This window comes from Anaerosoma tenue (assembly GCF_023161965.1).
GTDB classification, from domain to species: domain Bacteria; phylum Actinomycetota; class Coriobacteriia; order Anaerosomatales; family Anaerosomataceae; genus Anaerosoma; species Anaerosoma tenue.
The window spans coordinates 956,115-973,255 of record NZ_JALNTY010000001.1 but is presented as its reverse complement, the minus strand read 5'-3'; the positions used below and the strand labels follow the sequence as shown (position 1 = coordinate 973,255).

Here is a 17,141-nt window from a genome sequence, read left to right as displayed (position 1 = left end):
GCTGGGTTTGAAGGTTGGATTCTGCTGTTTGAACCTAGAATCTGTACACCTTGGTGAAGACAACGGTAGCTGCAGATTGCCGTTTCCAGGCCCGGAATCGGGGTGGGGGGCCTTTTAAATACTAGTATGACCTTGACTAGTAGTTCAGACCCTGCTTTGCTGGGGTGGCTTCACGGATCCGGCCAGTCCGTCAATGGAACAAGGGAAGGGGTGTGCGTATGGCACGACGTGCCATCGCCGGAGCACTCGCAGTGCTGGCGTTCATCGTCGGCATCGCCTACGCGGTGCGTTCGGCATCGGCCGAGGGGGCAGGACTCCTGTTCGACTCGGCGACATGGCTCGTGTGGCTGGCACCGTTCGCGGGTGTGCTGGCCGCCGGGCTCACGAGACGCAGGGACCCGGTGATCGAAGGCGACCGCGTGCTCAGGCACGATGGCGCGGCGATCGTCGAGCACTGGACCCATGGCGTGGGGACGGCGGCGCTGCTGGCAAGCGGCATCGCTCTGGGCTTCCTGTTCGTACCCACGCTGCTTGGAAGCGGGGCGCCGGTGCGGGCGGCGATGAACATCCACTTCGTCGCGGTGCTGGTGTTCCTGTTCGGCACCTTCTACTACGGGGCCAACACGCTGCTCGCGACGCATCGTTTCCGCGAGCACCTGCCCACGCGCGACGCGGTCGATTTCACGCGCCGCCACTATGGCCTGCTGCTCGGGTTCAAGAAGCTCGCGTTCCCACCCGAGCGCAAGTACTTCGAGAGCGAGAAGATGGCGTACCTCCTCGCGCTCGTATCCACGGCGGTCATCATCGTCACCGGGTTCCTCAAGGTCGCGGCTCACGCGGTCGATGTACCGGGCTGGCTCATGGCCGTCGCAACGCCGGCGCACGACATCGCCACGATCGCGATGCTGGCGTTCTTCCTCGCGCACGTGTTCTTCGCCGCGATCCTCCCGATGAGCTGGCCGGTGCTGCGCTCGATGTTCACCGGCTACGTGCCGTTGGAGTACGCACGCCACGAACACGCCGGCTGGCTGGCCTCCCTCGGCGACGAGCCATCCGTCGCGGTGGTCGCAGCGGGAGGGCACCAGGCATCTCACGACACACCGGCGCACCCAGGGCCGACGAGAGCGAAAGGAAACGACTGATGGTGGACAAGGACACGACGACCGGCGTTGCCGCCGAGAGCACGGGCGTCTCACGCCGCGAGTTCATCACCGGCGTCGGCGGGGCGGGCTTCGGCCTGGTCCTCGGCGGCCTCGTGGTGAAGGGCTTCCTCCTGCCCGACGAGGTGATCGCCATACCGGCCTCGGACGGCTACCTGCTGGTGGATCCCATGAAGTGCCAGGGTTGCAGCACCTGCATGATGGCGTGCTCGCTCACGCATCACGGCGTGCAGAGCCTGTCGCTCAGCCGCATCCAGGTGGTGCAGGACCCGTTCGAGTCGTTCCCCAACGACAAGGCGATCATCCAGTGCCGCCAGTGCCCCTACCCGGCGTGCGTGGAGGCGTGCCCCACCGGGGCGATGCACGTGGATACCGAGACAGGCGTGCGCACGGTGGACGTGGCCAAGTGCATCGGCTGCCAGGAGTGCGTGAACGCATGCCCGATGGATACGAGCCGAGTGATCTGGAACACCGAGGACAAGCACGCGCAGAAGTGCGACCTGTGCAAGGACACCCCCTACTGGGACGAGCAGGGCGGACCCGACGGCAAGCGTGCGTGCGAGCAGGTATGCCCCACGGGCGCCATCAGCTTCACGAAGGAGATTCCGCTGCAGTCGGACGAGGGCTACGTGGTGAATCTGCGCGACGCCGGGTGGGCGAAGATCGGCTACCCGATCGACGACGCCGGCACGGAGAACCCCGCGGCCGCCACGGCCTCGCACTAGACGACCACGCGAACACGCGCTGCATGACGCAGTGACTACCGGGAGGTAATGCAATGGCGAAGGACGGTTACAGCGGCAAGATCCTCATGCTGGATCTCACCGCTCGAGAGCACTCGGTGATCGACACCGGGCAGTACAAGCAGTGGGGCGGCGGTCACGGCATGGGGTCCGCGATCTTCTGGGATCTCGTGGAAGACAAGAACGTCGCGTGGGACGACCCGAAGAACGTGGTCACCATGATGACGTCGCCACTCTCCGGGACGATGGTCCCGTCGGCTTCGGGACGTGTGGAGGTCCAGGGCATCGGCGCGGCGGGGTATCCCATCCGCTGGTTCACCCGCTCCAACTTCGGCGGGCGGTTCGGCGGGCAGCTCAAGTACGCGGGCTGGGACGGCATCGTGATCACCGGCAAGTCCGAGGCTCCCGTGTGGATCGACATCGTGAACGACTCCGTGGAGTTCCGCGATGCGGCTGACCTGTGGGGCAAGGACACTCAGGAGACGCAGAAGCTCATCTGGGGGCAGAAGGACGACGAGGCCCACGGCTGGGACAACGTGGGTGCCGCGCGCGATGCGGGCCGCACCACGCAGAAGTCGGCGGTCGTCACGATCGGTCCCGCTGGCGAGAACCTCTCAAGCCTCGGTTGCCTCATCCACGACGCTGGCAACGGCGCTGGCCAGGGCGGTTTCGGCGCGGTCTTCGGCTCGAAGAATCTCAAGGCGATCAGCGTGGTGGGGACCGGTTCGGTGGAGATCGCCGATCCGATCGCCCTGTTCAACGCCCGCATGCTTGCCAAGGACGAGTTCGGTGCCGAGACGGGCCAGCCGGCCCCGCCAAACGGACCGTCGCTCGGCAGGGCTCCGTCACCCACGCTGTTCTTCAAGCGCAAGACCGAGGTGACGATGGGCCCGCAAGCGTGCCAGGGCTGCATCGCCGGGTGCCGTCCGCGCTGGAGCGACGGGCTGGCCAACGAGTCGTCGTGCCAGGAGACCGGCGTGTACACCACGTTCGATGCGCTCAAGCACGGCGCGCACACCGACGCGTCGGTGATCGCCACCGATCTCGTGCAGCGGTATGGCATCAACTCCTACGAACTCGCCCGGGGTCTCAGCTACCTGTACGCGCTCAACCAGATGGGAATCCTCGGCCCCGGTCTCGAGATCGACACGAAACTCGACTTCTCTACCATCGGCGAGACCTCATTCGCGGTGGACTTCATCACCAAGGTCGCGATGCGCGAGGACATCGGCGAGGACATAGCCGAAGGGTTCGTGCGCGCAGCTGAGAAGTGGGGCCGGCTGGAAGAAGACTGGCAGACGGGCATCCTCGACTTCCCGTACTGGGGCTACGCCAACCATGGGTATGATCCGCGCACGGAGGTGGAGTGGGGCTACGGCTCGATCATGGGCGAGCGCGATATGAACGAGCATGGTCTGAACGCGCACTTCTGGGCCGTGATCAACCACATGGGCGCCGGGCTCGACGTGCCGATCTCCGCCGAGCGATATGCCGAGATCGTCACCGCCAAGATGGTCCCCTACGAGGGCGACATGGACATGGTGGACTTCAGCACCGGCAACATCTACTCGGAGTCGATGGCCAAGCTGGTCTCGTGGCAGCGGCACTACACACGCTTCTGGAAGCAGAGCGCGCTGTACTGCGACTTCCGCTGGCCCGACCTGGCCAACTTCGCCGCCGCCGACGATGTGGGTATGACCGGCGATGGTGAGCCGCTCTTCTGGAACGCGGTGACCGGTGACGACATGACCTATGCCGAGGGTATCGAACTCGGCCGCAGGATATGGAACCTCGACAACGCCATCTGGGCCTTGCAGGGTCGCCACCGCGACATCGTGAAGCTTGCGCCGTACATGTACCAGGTCCCGCTCGAGACGAGCCTCGTAGGCCCGTTCTACCCGCTCGCCGGCAAGGTGGACGGGGAGTGGACGTACATCAACGCGCTCGGCCGCGCGCTCGACATCGACGGCTTCGAGCAGTGGAAGGACCGCTTCTACACGCTCGAAGGCTGGGATCTGGCCTCAGGCTGGCCCACGCGGGAGACTCTCGAAGAGGTCGGACTCCCGGAGGTCGCCGACACGCTCGAGTCGGCCGGGAAGCTGGGAGGCTAGCGATGGCGGAACTGGCTGCGATGACGCCCGAGGCCGCCGAGCGGCTCGTTGCACGGCAGCCGTACGACAAGCGGCTCACCGTGAGTGTGATCGGCAAGCACGGCGGATTCGAGCAGGTGCCGGTCTGTTCGGCCGAGGAGTTCCTCAAGGTATCGCAGGTGCTCGAGCCCGTGTTCTCCGTTGACGCGCTGGCCGACTGGGTCTCCGGCAACCTTGGCGACCCAGGCCTTGCGGCGGCTATCCACGAAGCGTGCGAGGGTGTACCGGCCTTCAAAGTGGCCGGTCCCGCGCGTGTGGCGATGGCTGCCAGGTTCGAGGAGGCCACGGTGGTGCTTGCGGAGGCGGACGGCACAGCCGATGCGGCGGGAGCGGAGCTCGAGTAGGGGCTTCAATGGTGGATGGGCCGCCTGGTGTTGGCCGCCCATCCACCACACATCCAGGTATCACGCAGCGTGTGCCCCCGAGTGCATGAGATCCCGTCCTGACCCGTGATGCTATGCCGGCTCACGGCGTCCAATGAGCGGCGGGTCTTCCACACCCCCCTTACCTGCGGGGCCGCTGTGTGTGCATACAAGAGGCCGGACCCAGACGTGGGTCCGGCCTCGTTACCTGCGGCCCCCGGACGTCCGTGCCGCCGACGGATCGCCGCATCTCCCGCCGCTACCGCTTCTTGCGTCCCAGCGAGAGCTTCATCGTGAGGATGCGGTCGCTCGAGAACACCCGCGCGGCGATCGTCACGAACACCGCGAACCACACCAGCTGGTAGGCGATGCCGAACCACACGATCCCGTAGTTGCCGAGGAAGAGGTTAGGCCCGGTGATGAACGGATAGGTGAACGGGATGGCCAGCACCGCGTAGCGCGCGGCGTCGGGCAGCATCGAGAGGTCGAGGAAGAGCGTGAGGAAGTAGGGGATGAGCATCAGCACCATCAGCGGGGTGATGAGAGCGCCTACCGACTTCACGCTCTCGGCGAATGCGCCTAGGATGATCGCGATCGCCAGCGCCACCAGGATGCCGGCGAAGAGCGTGAGACCGAGCATCGCGTAGTCCGACGGCCCGAAGGTGAGGCCCAGTTGCGCCATCGCGGCCTCGGATGCCTGCATGGCGTCGCCCGCCGCGTCACCACCCAGGCCCTGCGTCATGCCCTCCATGTACCGCTGCATGCCGAGCATGTACGCGCCCGCGGCGAGCAGAGCGATGAGGCCTGCCGCGGTCATCTTGGAGGTGACGAGGCTCGCCCTGCTCACCGGGTAGGAGAGCAGCGTCTCAAGCGTCTTGTTCTCCTTCTCGGTGGCGATCGCCGTGGCGATCATCTGCGCGGCGAACACGATCACCAGGAACAGCACGATCGGGATGAACGTCGTCTGCTGGCTCACGAACGCCATCACCGTCATCGCCGACGTCTCGGCCGAGCGGTCGCCCACGACCACGCGTTCGTCGGCCATCACCGGGCGCTGCAGCATCTGCGCGGGAACGCTGGGTGCCGCCTCGGCGGCGATCATCGACGCCACCGCCGAGTTCACCACCTCCATCGCGCCGGCGAACGACGAGATGTCGTTGTTGCCCACGAAGGAGAAGTTGCGTACGCGCGTCCACGACTCGATCCGCTGGGGCTCGCCAGCGGCAAGCGAGGCCGAGAAGCCCTCGGGTATCTCGATCACGATGTTCGCGTCGAGATCATCGAGGATCGAGACGACGGTGTCCTCATCGGGGGCGCCATCGATCAGCGTGGGCTCGAAGCCCGACTGCTCCAGCGCGCCCAGAACCACCTCGGCAAGCGGCCCTCCGTCGCGGTCGGCAACGGCGATGGGGAACGTGGATGGCTGCTCGGCGCCGATGCTCGACATGGTCTGGCCGAGCATGCCGAACATGAGCACCACCACCACGAACGGCAGGATGATCTGCGGCGTGATGAGCTCGGCAAGCTCCTTCTTGAACAGGACGAGGAAGCGCCTCATGCCGGCACCTCCTGTCCGTCGCGCGCCACGCGGGCGAAGACCTGCTCGAGGTTCTCGGCGCCGTAGCGTTCCTTGAGCTCGGCGGGCGTGCCGGTGGCGTGGATGCGGCCCTGGGCGATCATGGCCACGCGGTCTGAGAGGAACTCGATCTCCAGCATGTTGTGGCTCGAGAGCAGCACCGACATGCCCTCGCGCGCCATCTGCTTGATGCGCTCGCGCAGCTCGATCGCGTTGATCACGTCGAGTCCGCTCGTGGGCTCATCGAGGATGGCGAGCGCCGGCTCGGTCATCACCGTCCGGGCCAGCAGCAGCTTGCGGGTCATTCCCTTGGAGTAGCTGCCGAGCTTGTCGTTCAGCCGGTCGCCAAGCCCCGAGACCTCTCGGCCCACCTCCACCGCCTTCGCCGCACGTGCGCGGTCTTCGAAGAAGATGTCGGCAACGAACTTGAGGTAGTCGATCGCCTTGAGGTTCTTGTACGCGCCCGCCTCTTCAGGCAGATACGAGATGTTCTCGCGGATCGTGGCCGGGTCCTTCACGGCATCGGCGCCGGCCACGGTGATCTCTCCGGAGGTGGGGCGGAGGATAGTGGCCACCATCCGGAGCGTGGTGGTCTTGCCCGCTCCGTTGGGGCCGATGAGGGCGAAGACCTCTCCCGGCGCCACGTCGAAGTCGATGCCGCGGACGGCCTCGAGTTCCCCGTAGCGCTTGGTGAGCTCCCGCACCCGTAGTACGGGTATGTTCGATGTGGACACGGTTCTCCAATCTCTATCGTGCATGGGGTCCAGAGAAGGTGGTACCCCACCCACAATGAGTCGTCACGCCTATCAAGGCAACGGCCCCGGAGTCCGATAACATAAGGACAAGCGGCGCTTGCTCGCGAGAGGAACAGACGATGGCCGATGCGCAGAACGACGGTCCGCAGGGTATCGGACGCTGGGAGCGTCGCTCGCTGTACCTCGTGTTCGGCGGTCCGGCCTCGTGGTGGGTGCCAATGGCGCGCGCGGTGGGCGTGCGTGTGGAGCCGCCTCTTGCAGTCGACGATACCGTGCTCGCCGATGCCGAGCGGAGCGCGTTGGAGGCTTCGCGACGCTTCGGGCCGGGGCTTGCGGCTACGGCGATCTCGGTGGCCGCGCTGATCCCCTGGCTCCCCATCCAGAGAGACGTGCTCGAACCCATCGGCCACATGGAGTTCCACGCGATCGCCGACGGGCTTCTTGCCAGCGGCGCGTCGTTCACCACCGCGGTGGCCTGGGGGAGCGTCATGCTGCTTGGCATCAGCCTGGCGGCCGGGCTGCTCAACCTGCTCGTGTTCGGCGGTATCCCGCTCTACTTCCTGCGCAGGTGCACGGTAGCCGCGGCGCCCGCCGTGGCCGTGGCTCTCGCGCAGGGCGATGAGGCGTTGGACGGTCCGCAGGCGGCGCGGTACCCGCGCCTTGCTCTGGCCGCCGAGCGCATGCTGTACCCGCGCGGCCGATAGCGCGGGCGCGCCGGAGGTGCCGGCGCACGATGTGGAGGTGCAGTGGTGAGTGCGGGTGACACGGCGTTCCCCGGGAGCGCGGCGGCCGACGCCGAGGAACTCGTGGCCGGGCTGACGCTCGAAGAGCAGGTCGCGCTGCTCGCCGGCCGCGACATGTGGAACGTGGGCGGCATAGCCGAGGTGCCGCGCATCTGGGTGGCCGACGGTCCGCATGGGCTCCGCAAGCAGCTCGGCGATCCGGCGGAGATCGGGCTGGCCGAGAGCGTGCCGGCGACGTGCTTCCCGCCGGCGGCGACGTTGGCGTGTTCATGGGACCCCGCGCTGGCCGAGGAGATCGGACGTGCCATCGGCGCCGAGGCGAAGGCCAATGGCGTGTCGGTGGTCCTCGGGCCGGGCCTCAACCTCAAGCGGCATCCGTGCTGCGGCCGCAACTTCGAGTACTTCTCGGAAGATCCGTTGCTCTCCGGGAAGATGGCGGCAGGGCTCGTGCGAGGGCTGCAGTCGGCGGGCGTGGGCGCGTGCGTGAAGCACTTCGCCGCGAACAACCAGGAGGCGGCCCGGATGACCGTGGACGCCATCGTGGATGCGCGCACGCTCAGGGAGCTGTACCTGACGGGTTTTGAGATCGCTGTCAGGGAGGGCGAGCCCTGGGCGGTGATGTGCGCGTACAACCGCGTGAACGGAGTGTACTGCTCTGACAGCGGCTGGCTCCTCACCCGGGTGCTGCGCGACGAGTGGGGCTTCGGCGGGCTCGTGATGAGCGACTGGGGTGCGGTGAACGACCGCGTGGCCGGCGTACGGGCCGGACTCGACCTCGAGATGCCCGGTCCCGGGGCGAACGCCGGGGTGGTGCTGCAGGCTGCGGTGAGCGGCGCCCTCGACAAGGCCGACGTGCGGCGGGCGGCCACCCGCGTGGCAACGCTCGCGTTCGCGGGCGCGGCCGAGATCGACCCCTCGGCGCCGTACGACGCCGAGGCACACCACGAACTCGCGCGACGCGCGGCGGCAGCGAGCACCGTCCTGCTCGTGAACAACGGAGTCCTCCCGCTCCGGTGGCCGTCGAGCATCGCGGTGGTGGGAGCGCTTGCCGAGCGCCCGCGCTACCAGGGCGCCGGCAGCTCCGAGATCGCGCCCACGCGCCTCGATACGCCGCTCGACGCGATCCGCGAGCGCGCCGAGACCGCGGCCGTCACCTACGCGGCCGTATACGACCCGGTGTGCGGCGCGGAGCTGTCCGGCGGGGTGGCGGATGCGGTGGCAGCAGCCGCTACTGCCGACGTAGCGCTCGTGTTCGTGGGATTGCCGCCCGTGTACGAGTCGGAGGGCTTCGATCGCGACACGATGCGGATGCCGGCCTGCCACGACCGATTGGTGCAGGAGGTCGCGGCGGTCAACTCGCGCACTGTGGTGGTGCTCATGGCCGGCTCGCCGGTGGAGATGTCCTGGGCGCACAAGCCGGCGGCGATCCTCCTGCCGTATCTTGGTGGGCAAGCGGGCGGGTCGGCGGTGGCCGACGTGCTCTTTGGCGATGCGGAGCCCGGGGGGCGGCTCGCCGAGACCTGGCCGGTAGAGCTTGCCGATGTGCCTGCCGACGAGAACTTCCCCGGAGCGCCGAGGCAGGTCGAGTACCGGGAAGGTCTGAACGTGGGGTACCGCTATTTCACCACGGCCCACGTGCCGGTGCGGTTCTGCTTTGGCCACGGGCTCTCGTACACCACGTTCCGTGGTGGCACGCCGGTGCTGTCCGCCGAGAGGATCGCGCCCGGCCAAGGGTTATCGGTGACGGTACCGGTGACGAACTCCGGCGCCAGGGCGGGGAGCGCGGTGACGCAGGTATACGTGCGCCGGGTCGAAGGCGGTGTGCCCGGCCCGGACCGGGTGCTGGGTGGCTTCGCCAGGTTCCGGCTGGAGCCCGGTGAGACCCGCGAGGCGGTGGTGGAGATCGGGCCACGTGCGTTCCAGTACTGGGACGCCGCGGGCGGGGCGTGGCGCACCCCCGGTGGCGTCTACGAGCTGCGCCTTGGCGGATCGGTGGACGATGTGCGCGTACGCGCGACCGTCGTCGTGGCGGGCGACGGTGTGGATGCCGAGGCGCCCGTGCACCCCGATCGCGTGGCCGGCGAGGTGGCGTTCGCCGCCATGCTCGGCCATCCCATCCCCGAGGCCGAGGGGCCGCTGCCGTACCGGCGCAACACCACGATCGCCGACCTGGCGCAGACCTGGCGCGGACGGTTGCTGCGTAAGGGGATCATGGCGATGGTGCGCAAGCAGATGGCGGGCATCGCGGGCGGCGATCCCACGCGCGCGGCGATGGTGGAGCGCGTGATCGAGGACATGCCGCTCAGGCAGCTCGTGATGGCCTCGGGCGGCCGCCTGTCGTACCGCAGGCTCGACACCATCCTCCGGGTGTTGAACGCTGGACGGCGGTAGGGGGGGCGTGGACGTTACGGCGTCCCGCTCCACCGGAGCGGCTCGCATCACCCGCCGGCGCCGGACTTCAGGCGTTTGCCGAGCCCCGGCGCAGGCGTGAACACATACTCGTGGCTCACGCGCTCGTACTCGAGGTAGCCCTTGTCCACGAGATCGAGCAGGTCGCCGCGTGCGGTGGCATAGGCGATGTCGTAGGCCCGCTTGTGGTAGGCGATCGTGAACGTCGCGCCGGGGACGCGTAGCGCGCGCCCGAGAATGGACACCTGCCGGTGGTTGAGGTCCTCCTTCGCGCGCAGCGCCTGCCGGACGGCGTCGTAGCGACGCGACGCCATCTCGATCCGTTGCTGCATGTCCTCAAGGGCGCCGACGAGCGCCTGGAGGTTGAACGTGAGGAACCCGGTGAGGTCGCGTTCGTTCACGATGGCGGCGCGCCAGGCGCGCGGCAGCTCGCCGCCGCGCTCGAGGGTGATCTGCGCGAGCGGCACCAGCTCGAGGTTCACGTAGCCCTGCTGGCGCAGGAACACGAGGAACGCAAGCCGCGCCATCCCCGGTTGGCGGTGCGCGAACGGACGCATGTCCTCGAGCCAGAAGTAGATCACCATGGCCCTGATCATCGGGTGCAGGAAGCCGCCCGAGTCAGCGGAGAGCGCCTCGATGCGCTGCATCTCCGCTTCGATCCTCTCCGGGGCCGTGGGGCCCGACTTGGCCCACTCGTCGATGGGGCCCTCGTCGGCGTTGGGCGTCTCTCGCAGCCGCAGCGCTTCGTCCTCGGTGAGGATGAGTCCCCGGGACAGGTCCACCTGTAGCCGCTTCAGCAAGGCCACGTCGAACGGCGACCGTGCGAACTCCTCGATGCGCGATACCGCGTCGTAGTAGTTGGCGATCTGCTGCCCGAGCACCGTCTCCGGCTGCGCGCCGCGCTTCAGGTCTGCCACCAGGTCGGGGGCCAGGTGAGCGTGGTCCCGGTCGATGCATGCCGCAACGGCTTCTTTCATCGCGGCCGAGCCCGAGAACCGCGTCTGCTCCGCGCCCAGGCCGCGAAGCGCAGACTGCATCGGCCAGCCCGCGAGCATGTCGATGCGATGCAGGCACCGGGTGATCTCGTCGGTGGGGAAGTACCACACCTCGTCCCTGCCCGGCACCGTCACGATCGTCCGTCGGCAGACTCGTCGCGCCCAGTCGAGCAGACGCCAGGCGGCGTCCTGGTCCACTCCCTTCGGCAGAGGCATCCGCTGGAACTCGGTGCGGAAGAGGTACGGGCTGTTGGCTCGATGCAGCGTGTCCTCAAGGCGGGTGCCGCCGATCTGGCCGAGCAGTCCATCGAGCAGCGTTCGGTCGTGCATGGGACTCATATGCGGCTTCCCTTCCGCGCGAGGCTTTCTATCAATGACTGATAGAAAGCCTCGAAAACTGACCGAATCCTGACTTGAATCGAACTGAAATAGCGTACGTTACCAGGGCGATTCTAAAACTATCAGTTATCGAATATTGACAGCATACAGCTCTGCGCCGCTTCTTGTACACGGGTTCGTTCCGGCAAACGAAGGAGAGAGTATGAAGAAGGGCGTCCTACCCGTGCTCGGCCTGACGCTGGCCCTCGGGCTCGGCAGTCTGTGGGCCGTGCAGGCTACCCGCAGCGAGGGCGGTGGCCTGTTGTTCGATTCAGCCTGGTGGCTGGTCTTCCTCGCACCGTTCCTTGGCGTGCTTGCCGCGGGGCTCACTCGCAGGCAGGATCCGCGCATCGAGGGCGACAGGGTGCTCCGCCACGACGGAGCGGCTCGCCTGGAGCACTGGGCCCACGGCCTCGGCACGGCCCTGCTGCTCGCCACCGGCGTGGGGCTCGGCTTCCTGTTCGTGCCCCGGCTCGTGCGCGACACCGACGGCGTGTGGCTCATGATGAACCTGCACTTCGTGGGCGTGGTGGTGTTCCTGTTCGGCACGTTCTACTACGCGGCCAACACGATCGTCTCGGCCTATCGCTTCAAGGAGCACCTGCCCACCGGCAACGCGTTCTCGTTCACGGTGCAGCACTACGGCAAGCTCCTCGGCATCAAGAAGTTCACCATGCCGCCCGAGGACAAGTACTTCGAGAGCGAGAAGATGGCGTACATCCTGGCCATCCTCGCCAGCGTGGGTGTGATCCTGAGCGGGATCGTGAAGGTGCTCGCCCACCTGATGGATCTCCCCGCCTGGCTCGTGTCGGCGGCGACCCCCGTCCACGGCGTCTCCACGATCGCGATGCTGCTGTTCTTCGTGGCGCACGTGTTCTTCTCGAGCGTGCTGCCGATGTCATGGCCTGTCCTGCGCTCGATGTTCACCGGCTACGTCCCCCGCGAGTACGCGGAGAAGGAGCACGCCGGCTGGTATCAGCGCCTGAGCGCCTCCGAGAGCACGACCACCGGAAAGGAGGCGTAGCCATGTCGGACATCAAAGACGTCAATCCGGCTGAAGACGGCGCCAGAGGTCTATCGCGCCGGCAGTTCATGGGCGGTATCGGCGCCCTTGGCGCGCTCGGCGTCATCGGTGGCGCGGTCGCCCAGGTGTTCCTGCTTCCCGATGAGGTGATCGCCTATCCGGTCTCGGGCGGGTTCCTGCTCGTGGACCAGAAGAAGTGCTCCGGCTGCTCCACGTGCATGGCCGCCTGCGCGATCGCACACCATGGCGCGGCGAACCACTCGCTTTCCCGTATCCAGATCACACAGAACCCGTTCAAGGCGTTCCCCTACGACATCGATCCGGTGCAGTGCTGGCAGTGCGACGAGTGCGTTCAGGCGTGTCCCACCGGCGCGATGCACGTGGACCCCGAGACGGGCGTGCGTACCGTGGATCAGTTGCGGTGCATCGGATGCCTGCGCTGCGTGGCGGCATGCCCGCGCGCGGTCTCCGCAGTGCAGTGGAGCGAGGAGGGTCACGCTTCTCAGAAGTGCGACCTGTGCCTCGACACGCCGTACATGGACGACGAGGGCGGCATCGATGGTCGCCGCGCGTGCGAGAGCGTGTGCCCGATGCGGGCCATCAAGTTCACCACTGACCTTCCTGAGCAGACAGAGGACGGCTACTCGCCGAACCTCCGCACGGAGAACTGGGCCTCGTTCGGCTACGTGGCCGACATCGAGGGCTAGGCCCGATCGCACTCTTACGAGAGAAAGGCGCTTATCGCTATGGGTAATGGATACGCTGGGAAGATCCTGCGGGTGGATCTCACCGCGGGCACGGTCTCGGAGATCGAGACCGAGCAGTACCGGGAGTGGGGTGGCGGCCACGGTATGGGCTCGGCCATCTTCTGGGACCTCTGCGCGGACAAGACGATCTCGGGCTTCGACCCGGCCAATGTGATCACGATCATGAGTTCGCCGCTTGCGGGCACGCTGGCGCCGTCGGCTTCGCGGCTCGAGATCCAGGGCATCGGCGTGCAGTCCACGCCGGAATGGTTCACCCGCTCGAACATGGGCGGCCGGTTCGCCACGATGATGAAGTTCGCCGGCTGGGACGGCATCGTGCTCGAAGGTGCGGCCTCCAAGCCGACGTGGATCGAGATCGAGAACGACCGCGTGGTCCTGCGCGACGCGGAGACCGACGGCCTCTGGGGTCTCGACACCTACGACACGCAGGAGCGCATCTGGAACCTCCAGGTGGCCAACTCGGACGGCTGGCGTGAGATCGGCACGAAGTCGGGCGAGCGCGCCGCGCTGCAGTCGGCCGTGATCACGATCGGCCCCTCGGGCGAGAAGAAGTCGCGCGTGGGCGCTCTCATCCACGACGCTGGCAACGCGGCCGCGCAGGGCGGTTTCGGCGGTGTGTGGGGCGCCAAGAACCTGAAGGCCATCAGCGTGATCGGCTCCAAGGACATCGACGTGGCCGACGCGGCGGCGCTGCTTAACGCGCGCTTCTCGGCGCGTGAGGATCTTGGCGTGAATGTGGACGAGCCCAAGGACGGCTTTGGCTGGGCGCGCTTCTCGGGCAATCCGTCGCCGGCGGTCATGTACCCGATGCCCACCGATGTGGGGTCGCGCCCACAGGCCTGCCAGAGCTGCATCTCCTCGTGCCGCGCGCGCTTCAGCGACGGCCTCGGCAACGAGTCGAGCTGCGAGGAGACGTACTTCTACTTCTTCGCGGACATGATGTACAACCAGGGTCAGACCACGCCGACCGTTCGGTACTCGGCGGAGATGGTGCAGCGCCTGGGCATCAACGTCTACGAGATCGACCACGGTCTCAACTGGCTCTACCACCTCTACCAGGAGGGCATCGCCGGCGTAGGCAAGCAGGTGGATATCGACCTGCCGTGGGACACGTACGGCAGCCGCGAGTTCATCGAGACCTACCAGAGGATGGTGGCCGACCGCGAAGGGGCGGGCGACATCCTGGCCGAGGGCATGTGGCGCGCCGCCGAGCACTGGGGACGCCTGGAGGAGGACACCGCCAGCGGCGTGCTCCACTACTCGTACTGGGGTCTGCCCGAGCACGGCTACGACCCTCGCGCTGAGGCGTACTGGGGCTGGGGCAGCATCCTCGGCGACCGCGACATCAACGAGCACGACTTCAACAACCTGTTCTGGAAGCCGTCGATCGCCAAGTGGTACGGCATCCCCAGCTGGATGGAAGCCGAGGAGTTCGTGACCAAGTTCGCGGAGCGGATGCTTCCGTTCGACCCCGACCCGATGATGCTCGACTTCTCCGAGGACGGCATGTACTCCGAGGGTCAGGTCAAGCTCACCGCGTGGCACCGTCACTACACGCGCTTCTGGAAGGAATCGGCGCTCTACTGCGACTACCGGTTCGCGGACTTCTACAGCCCCAAGACCGAGGATCGCGGCGGCTTCACCCCTGAGGGCGAACCGCTCTTCTGGAACGCCGTGACCGGCGACGGCATGAGCTTCACCGACGGCATGGAGCTTGGGCGGCGTATCTGGAACCTGGACAACGCCATCTGGACGATCCAGGGCCGTCACCGCGACATGGTCAAGTACTCGGAGTACCTCTACGAGGTCCCGTACGGCGGACACCTGTACGGGCCGTACTGGATGCCGACCTTCGAGGACGGGACGTGGGACTACCGTCTCGTGACCGGCAGGGTCATCGATCGCGAACGCATGGAGGACGTCAAGACGATGTTCTACGAGCTCGAGGGCTGGGACGTATCAACAGGATGGCCTACACGCGAGACGCTCGAAGGCGTGGACCTCGGCCACGTGGCCGACACGCTGGAAGCGGCCGGAAAGCTGGGTGGTGAATGATGGGTACCCTCAACACTCCTACTCCGGAGGTGGCCGAGCGCGTGATGCGTCCGGTCAGGCCGGGTGACTACGTGGCGGCCTTCCGCATCAACGGACGGAGCCGCGTGGGCGGCAGGCTCTTCAGCCTGGCGCAGGTGCACGGGTTCCTCGGCGCCGACGACGCGTGCCTGGACCCGGACGGGCTGGTGGAGTGGCTCGCCGGACCCCTGGGAGACAGCGAACTGGCCGAGGCGGTGAAGGCCGCGTACGGCTCCTGTTCCACAGGCTACGAGTGCATGCAGGCCGCCCGCGCGCTGATCGGTGAGCGCCTTGCCCAGGTCGGCAGCTGATGAGAGGAACCGATGTGATGAAGACACGCAGCATGATCGTGGTCCTGGTGGCCGTGCTGATCGTGGGACTGCTTGCGATGGGCGGGTGTTCCGCCCCTGCCGAGGAGCCTGCTGACGGCGGCCAGGACGCAACGGAGTCGCCCGCCACGTCTGAAGACGATGTCGTAGCGGAGGGCGAACAAGTGGCGGACAGCGTCTGCCTCGAGTGCCACAGCGAGATGGCCTTCACCGCCGCGTTCGTGGGCGGTCCGCAAGAAGGGCTGGACTGGGACATGGTGGTCCAGCGGATGGAGGAGAGCCATCAGGTGGTGCTTACCGATGATGAGGCGAACGCCGTGGTGCAGTACCTCGCATCCCGCGAACCCTCGGAGGCCGAGACCCTGATCGCCGAGAAGTGCACCGACTGCCACTCCCTGGAGAAGGTGTACCAGGCAGAGAACGGCACGTCGTGGCTCGATGTCGTGAGCCGCATGCAGGAGTCGCACGGACTGGAACTCACCAGCGAGGAGCAGGAGGCGATCCTGGACTTCCTCGAGCAGTAGGGTCAGCCGCGGCCGACCGCCCGTCGTCTCAACCAGCACCAGCGCGCATGCCGGCGCGCAGGTACACCTCCTTGGGAGACGGCGGAACACCCCCTTACCCCTGCGGGGGCCGCGTAGGTACCCTCGATGGCCGGGCGCAGCGATGCGCCCGGCCATCGCAGTTCGCGGGCTTCTCTACCCCAGCAGGCTCTTCATCTGCTTGTAGATGATGGCGGCCGCGCGCTCGGGCATCAGGCGCGAGAGCTTGTCCATCATCGCGGCGTCCTTGCCGATGGTGGCGCGGAACTTGTCGGCCTCCATCGCCTCGATGATCATGCGCGCGGCATCCTGCGGGGAGGTGGTCTTGAACTCCTGCTTGCCGCCCTCGGCCGCTTCCGCGGCGGTGGGGGCGTCGATTCCGGAGTTCTTGGAGATGTCGGTGCCGATGGCGCCCGGGAAGATCACGGTCACGCGCACGGGCGTGTCGGTGAGCTCGGAGTGGAGCGCTTCGGTGAGCAGCTTCACGGCCGCCTTGGACGCGCCGTAGACCGACTGGCCGGGCACCGGCAGGAAGCCGCCCATGCTCGACACGTTCACGATGTGTGCCGAGGGGCGCTCGAGCAGATGCGGCAGGAACGCCTTGATGGTGTGCATCGTGCCCCAGAAGTTCACGTTTATCACGCGCTCTATGGCCGAGTACTCGAGCTCGTTCACCTTCACGAACGGCTGGATGATGCCGGCTACGTTCATGAGGCCGTCGACCTGTCCGTGCGCCTCGATGATCGCCGCAGGGAGCGCTTCCACCGCGGCGCGATCGGTGATGTTGGCCACGTGCGTGGTGAGGCGATCGGCGTTGGCGCCGGCGAGTCTCGCTGTCTCGGCCAGCCCCTCTTCGCTGATGTCGAGCGCCGCGATGCGCGCTCCCTTGTCGAGGAGCTGCAGCGTGAGCTCCCTGCCGATGCCGTTGCCGCCGCCGGTGATCGCGATGGTTGTGCCGTTTGCCTTCATGATCGCCTCCCTTGCCCCCGGATACGGGCCGTGCCGGAATCGTACTATGCCTGGGCGGATGTGTCTGCGGGGAAGTCCGGCAAGGCGCAGCCGCCCCCTTTGACACGTCTGGGTGACAGTCCGTTCGGCGGTGTTGCACGGGCCGTCCGGTTCCCTACAATGGCCT

Annotated in this window: 15 protein-coding genes; 11 read left to right on the top strand and 4 right to left on the bottom strand. The window is 67.0% G+C overall.

Annotated elements, in window-relative coordinates; translation table 11 throughout:
* Positions 1–218: 218 nt before the first annotated feature.
* Genes MSB02_RS04780 through MSB02_RS04765 form a run of 4 tightly spaced genes read left to right on the top strand, consistent with a single transcriptional unit; the run spans position 219 to position 4,397 of the window.
* A complete protein-coding gene (locus tag MSB02_RS04780) occupies positions 219–1,142 on the top strand; it encodes a cytochrome b/b6 domain-containing protein (RefSeq protein WP_267194060.1) in 924 nt (307 codons plus the stop codon).
* Positions 1,142–1,885, top strand: coding sequence for a 4Fe-4S dicluster domain-containing protein (locus MSB02_RS04775; RefSeq protein WP_267194059.1), 744 nt, complete (start codon positions 1,142–1,144; stop codon positions 1,883–1,885). Before MSB02_RS04780 ends, MSB02_RS04775 begins: the two co-directional genes overlap by 1 nt.
* A 53-nt stretch (positions 1,886–1,938) precedes the next feature.
* On the top strand, positions 1,939–4,014 hold the full coding sequence (locus tag MSB02_RS04770) for an aldehyde ferredoxin oxidoreductase N-terminal domain-containing protein (protein WP_267194058.1): 2,076 nt from the start codon (positions 1,939–1,941) through the stop codon (positions 4,012–4,014).
* A 2-nt stretch (positions 4,015–4,016) separates the two neighbouring features.
* Positions 4,017–4,397: a hypothetical protein gene (locus MSB02_RS04765; RefSeq protein WP_267194057.1), complete on the top strand. Its 381-nt coding sequence runs from the start codon at positions 4,017–4,019 to the stop codon at positions 4,395–4,397.
* A 277-nt stretch (positions 4,398–4,674) separates the two neighbouring features.
* Here MSB02_RS04765 and MSB02_RS04760 read toward each other — a convergent pair whose 3' ends face one another.
* Positions 4,675–5,973 (bottom strand): ABC transporter permease, encoded by a 1,299-nt coding sequence (locus MSB02_RS04760; protein ID WP_267194056.1) that lies wholly within the window; start codon positions 5,971–5,973, stop codon positions 4,675–4,677.
* Positions 5,970–6,725, bottom strand: coding sequence for an ABC transporter ATP-binding protein (locus MSB02_RS04755; protein ID WP_267194055.1), 756 nt, complete (start codon positions 6,723–6,725; stop codon positions 5,970–5,972). The genes MSB02_RS04760 and MSB02_RS04755 overlap by 4 nt, the downstream gene beginning before the upstream one ends.
* Positions 6,726–6,865: 140 nt before the next feature.
* On the opposite strand from MSB02_RS04755, the gene MSB02_RS04750 reads away from it, so the two are divergent.
* The gene (locus MSB02_RS04750; RefSeq protein WP_267194054.1) at positions 6,866–7,450 is read left to right on the top strand and encodes a hypothetical protein; all 585 of its coding nucleotides are present in this window, start codon (positions 6,866–6,868) and stop codon (positions 7,448–7,450) included.
* Positions 7,451–7,495: 45 nt separating this feature from the next.
* Entirely contained in the window at positions 7,496–9,880 is a 2,385-nt protein-coding gene (locus MSB02_RS04745) for a glycoside hydrolase family 3 C-terminal domain-containing protein (protein ID WP_267194053.1), read from the top strand.
* Between the two features lie 47 nt (positions 9,881–9,927).
* Here the strand turns inward: MSB02_RS04745 and MSB02_RS04740 are convergent, their stop codons facing one another.
* Positions 9,928–11,232 carry a Fic family protein gene (locus MSB02_RS04740; RefSeq protein ID WP_267194052.1) on the bottom strand — a complete coding sequence of 435 codons (1,305 nt, stop codon included), beginning with the start codon at positions 11,230–11,232 and terminating at the stop codon, positions 9,928–9,930.
* A 202-nt stretch (positions 11,233–11,434) separates the two neighbouring features.
* On the opposite strand from MSB02_RS04740, the gene MSB02_RS04735 reads away from it, so the two are divergent.
* The 5 genes from MSB02_RS04735 to MSB02_RS04715 are packed head-to-tail and all read left to right on the top strand — an operon-like array spanning position 11,435 to position 15,988.
* On the top strand, positions 11,435–12,295 hold the full coding sequence (locus tag MSB02_RS04735) for a cytochrome b/b6 domain-containing protein (protein WP_267194051.1): 861 nt from the start codon (positions 11,435–11,437) through the stop codon (positions 12,293–12,295).
* 2 nt (positions 12,296–12,297) lie between these two features.
* Positions 12,298–13,002, top strand: a complete 705-nt coding sequence (locus MSB02_RS04730) for a 4Fe-4S dicluster domain-containing protein (protein ID WP_267194050.1) — start codon at positions 12,298–12,300, stop codon at positions 13,000–13,002.
* A 39-nt stretch (positions 13,003–13,041) separates the two neighbouring features.
* The gene (locus MSB02_RS04725) at positions 13,042–15,117 is read left to right on the top strand and encodes an aldehyde ferredoxin oxidoreductase N-terminal domain-containing protein (protein WP_267194049.1); all 2,076 of its coding nucleotides are present in this window, start codon (positions 13,042–13,044) and stop codon (positions 15,115–15,117) included.
* Positions 15,117–15,446: a hypothetical protein gene (locus MSB02_RS04720; RefSeq protein ID WP_267194048.1), complete on the top strand. Its 330-nt coding sequence runs from the start codon at positions 15,117–15,119 to the stop codon at positions 15,444–15,446. The genes MSB02_RS04725 and MSB02_RS04720 overlap by 1 nt, the downstream gene beginning before the upstream one ends.
* A 17-nt stretch (positions 15,447–15,463) precedes the next feature.
* Complete coding sequence (locus MSB02_RS04715) at positions 15,464–15,988, top strand: hypothetical protein (RefSeq protein ID WP_267194047.1); 525 nt, start codon at positions 15,464–15,466, stop codon at positions 15,986–15,988.
* Between the two features lie 174 nt (positions 15,989–16,162).
* Here MSB02_RS04715 and MSB02_RS04710 read toward each other — a convergent pair whose 3' ends face one another.
* Positions 16,163–16,975, bottom strand: a complete 813-nt coding sequence (locus MSB02_RS04710; protein ID WP_267194046.1) for an SDR family NAD(P)-dependent oxidoreductase — start codon at positions 16,973–16,975, stop codon at positions 16,163–16,165.
* Between the last annotated feature and the right edge of the window lie 166 nt (positions 16,976–17,141).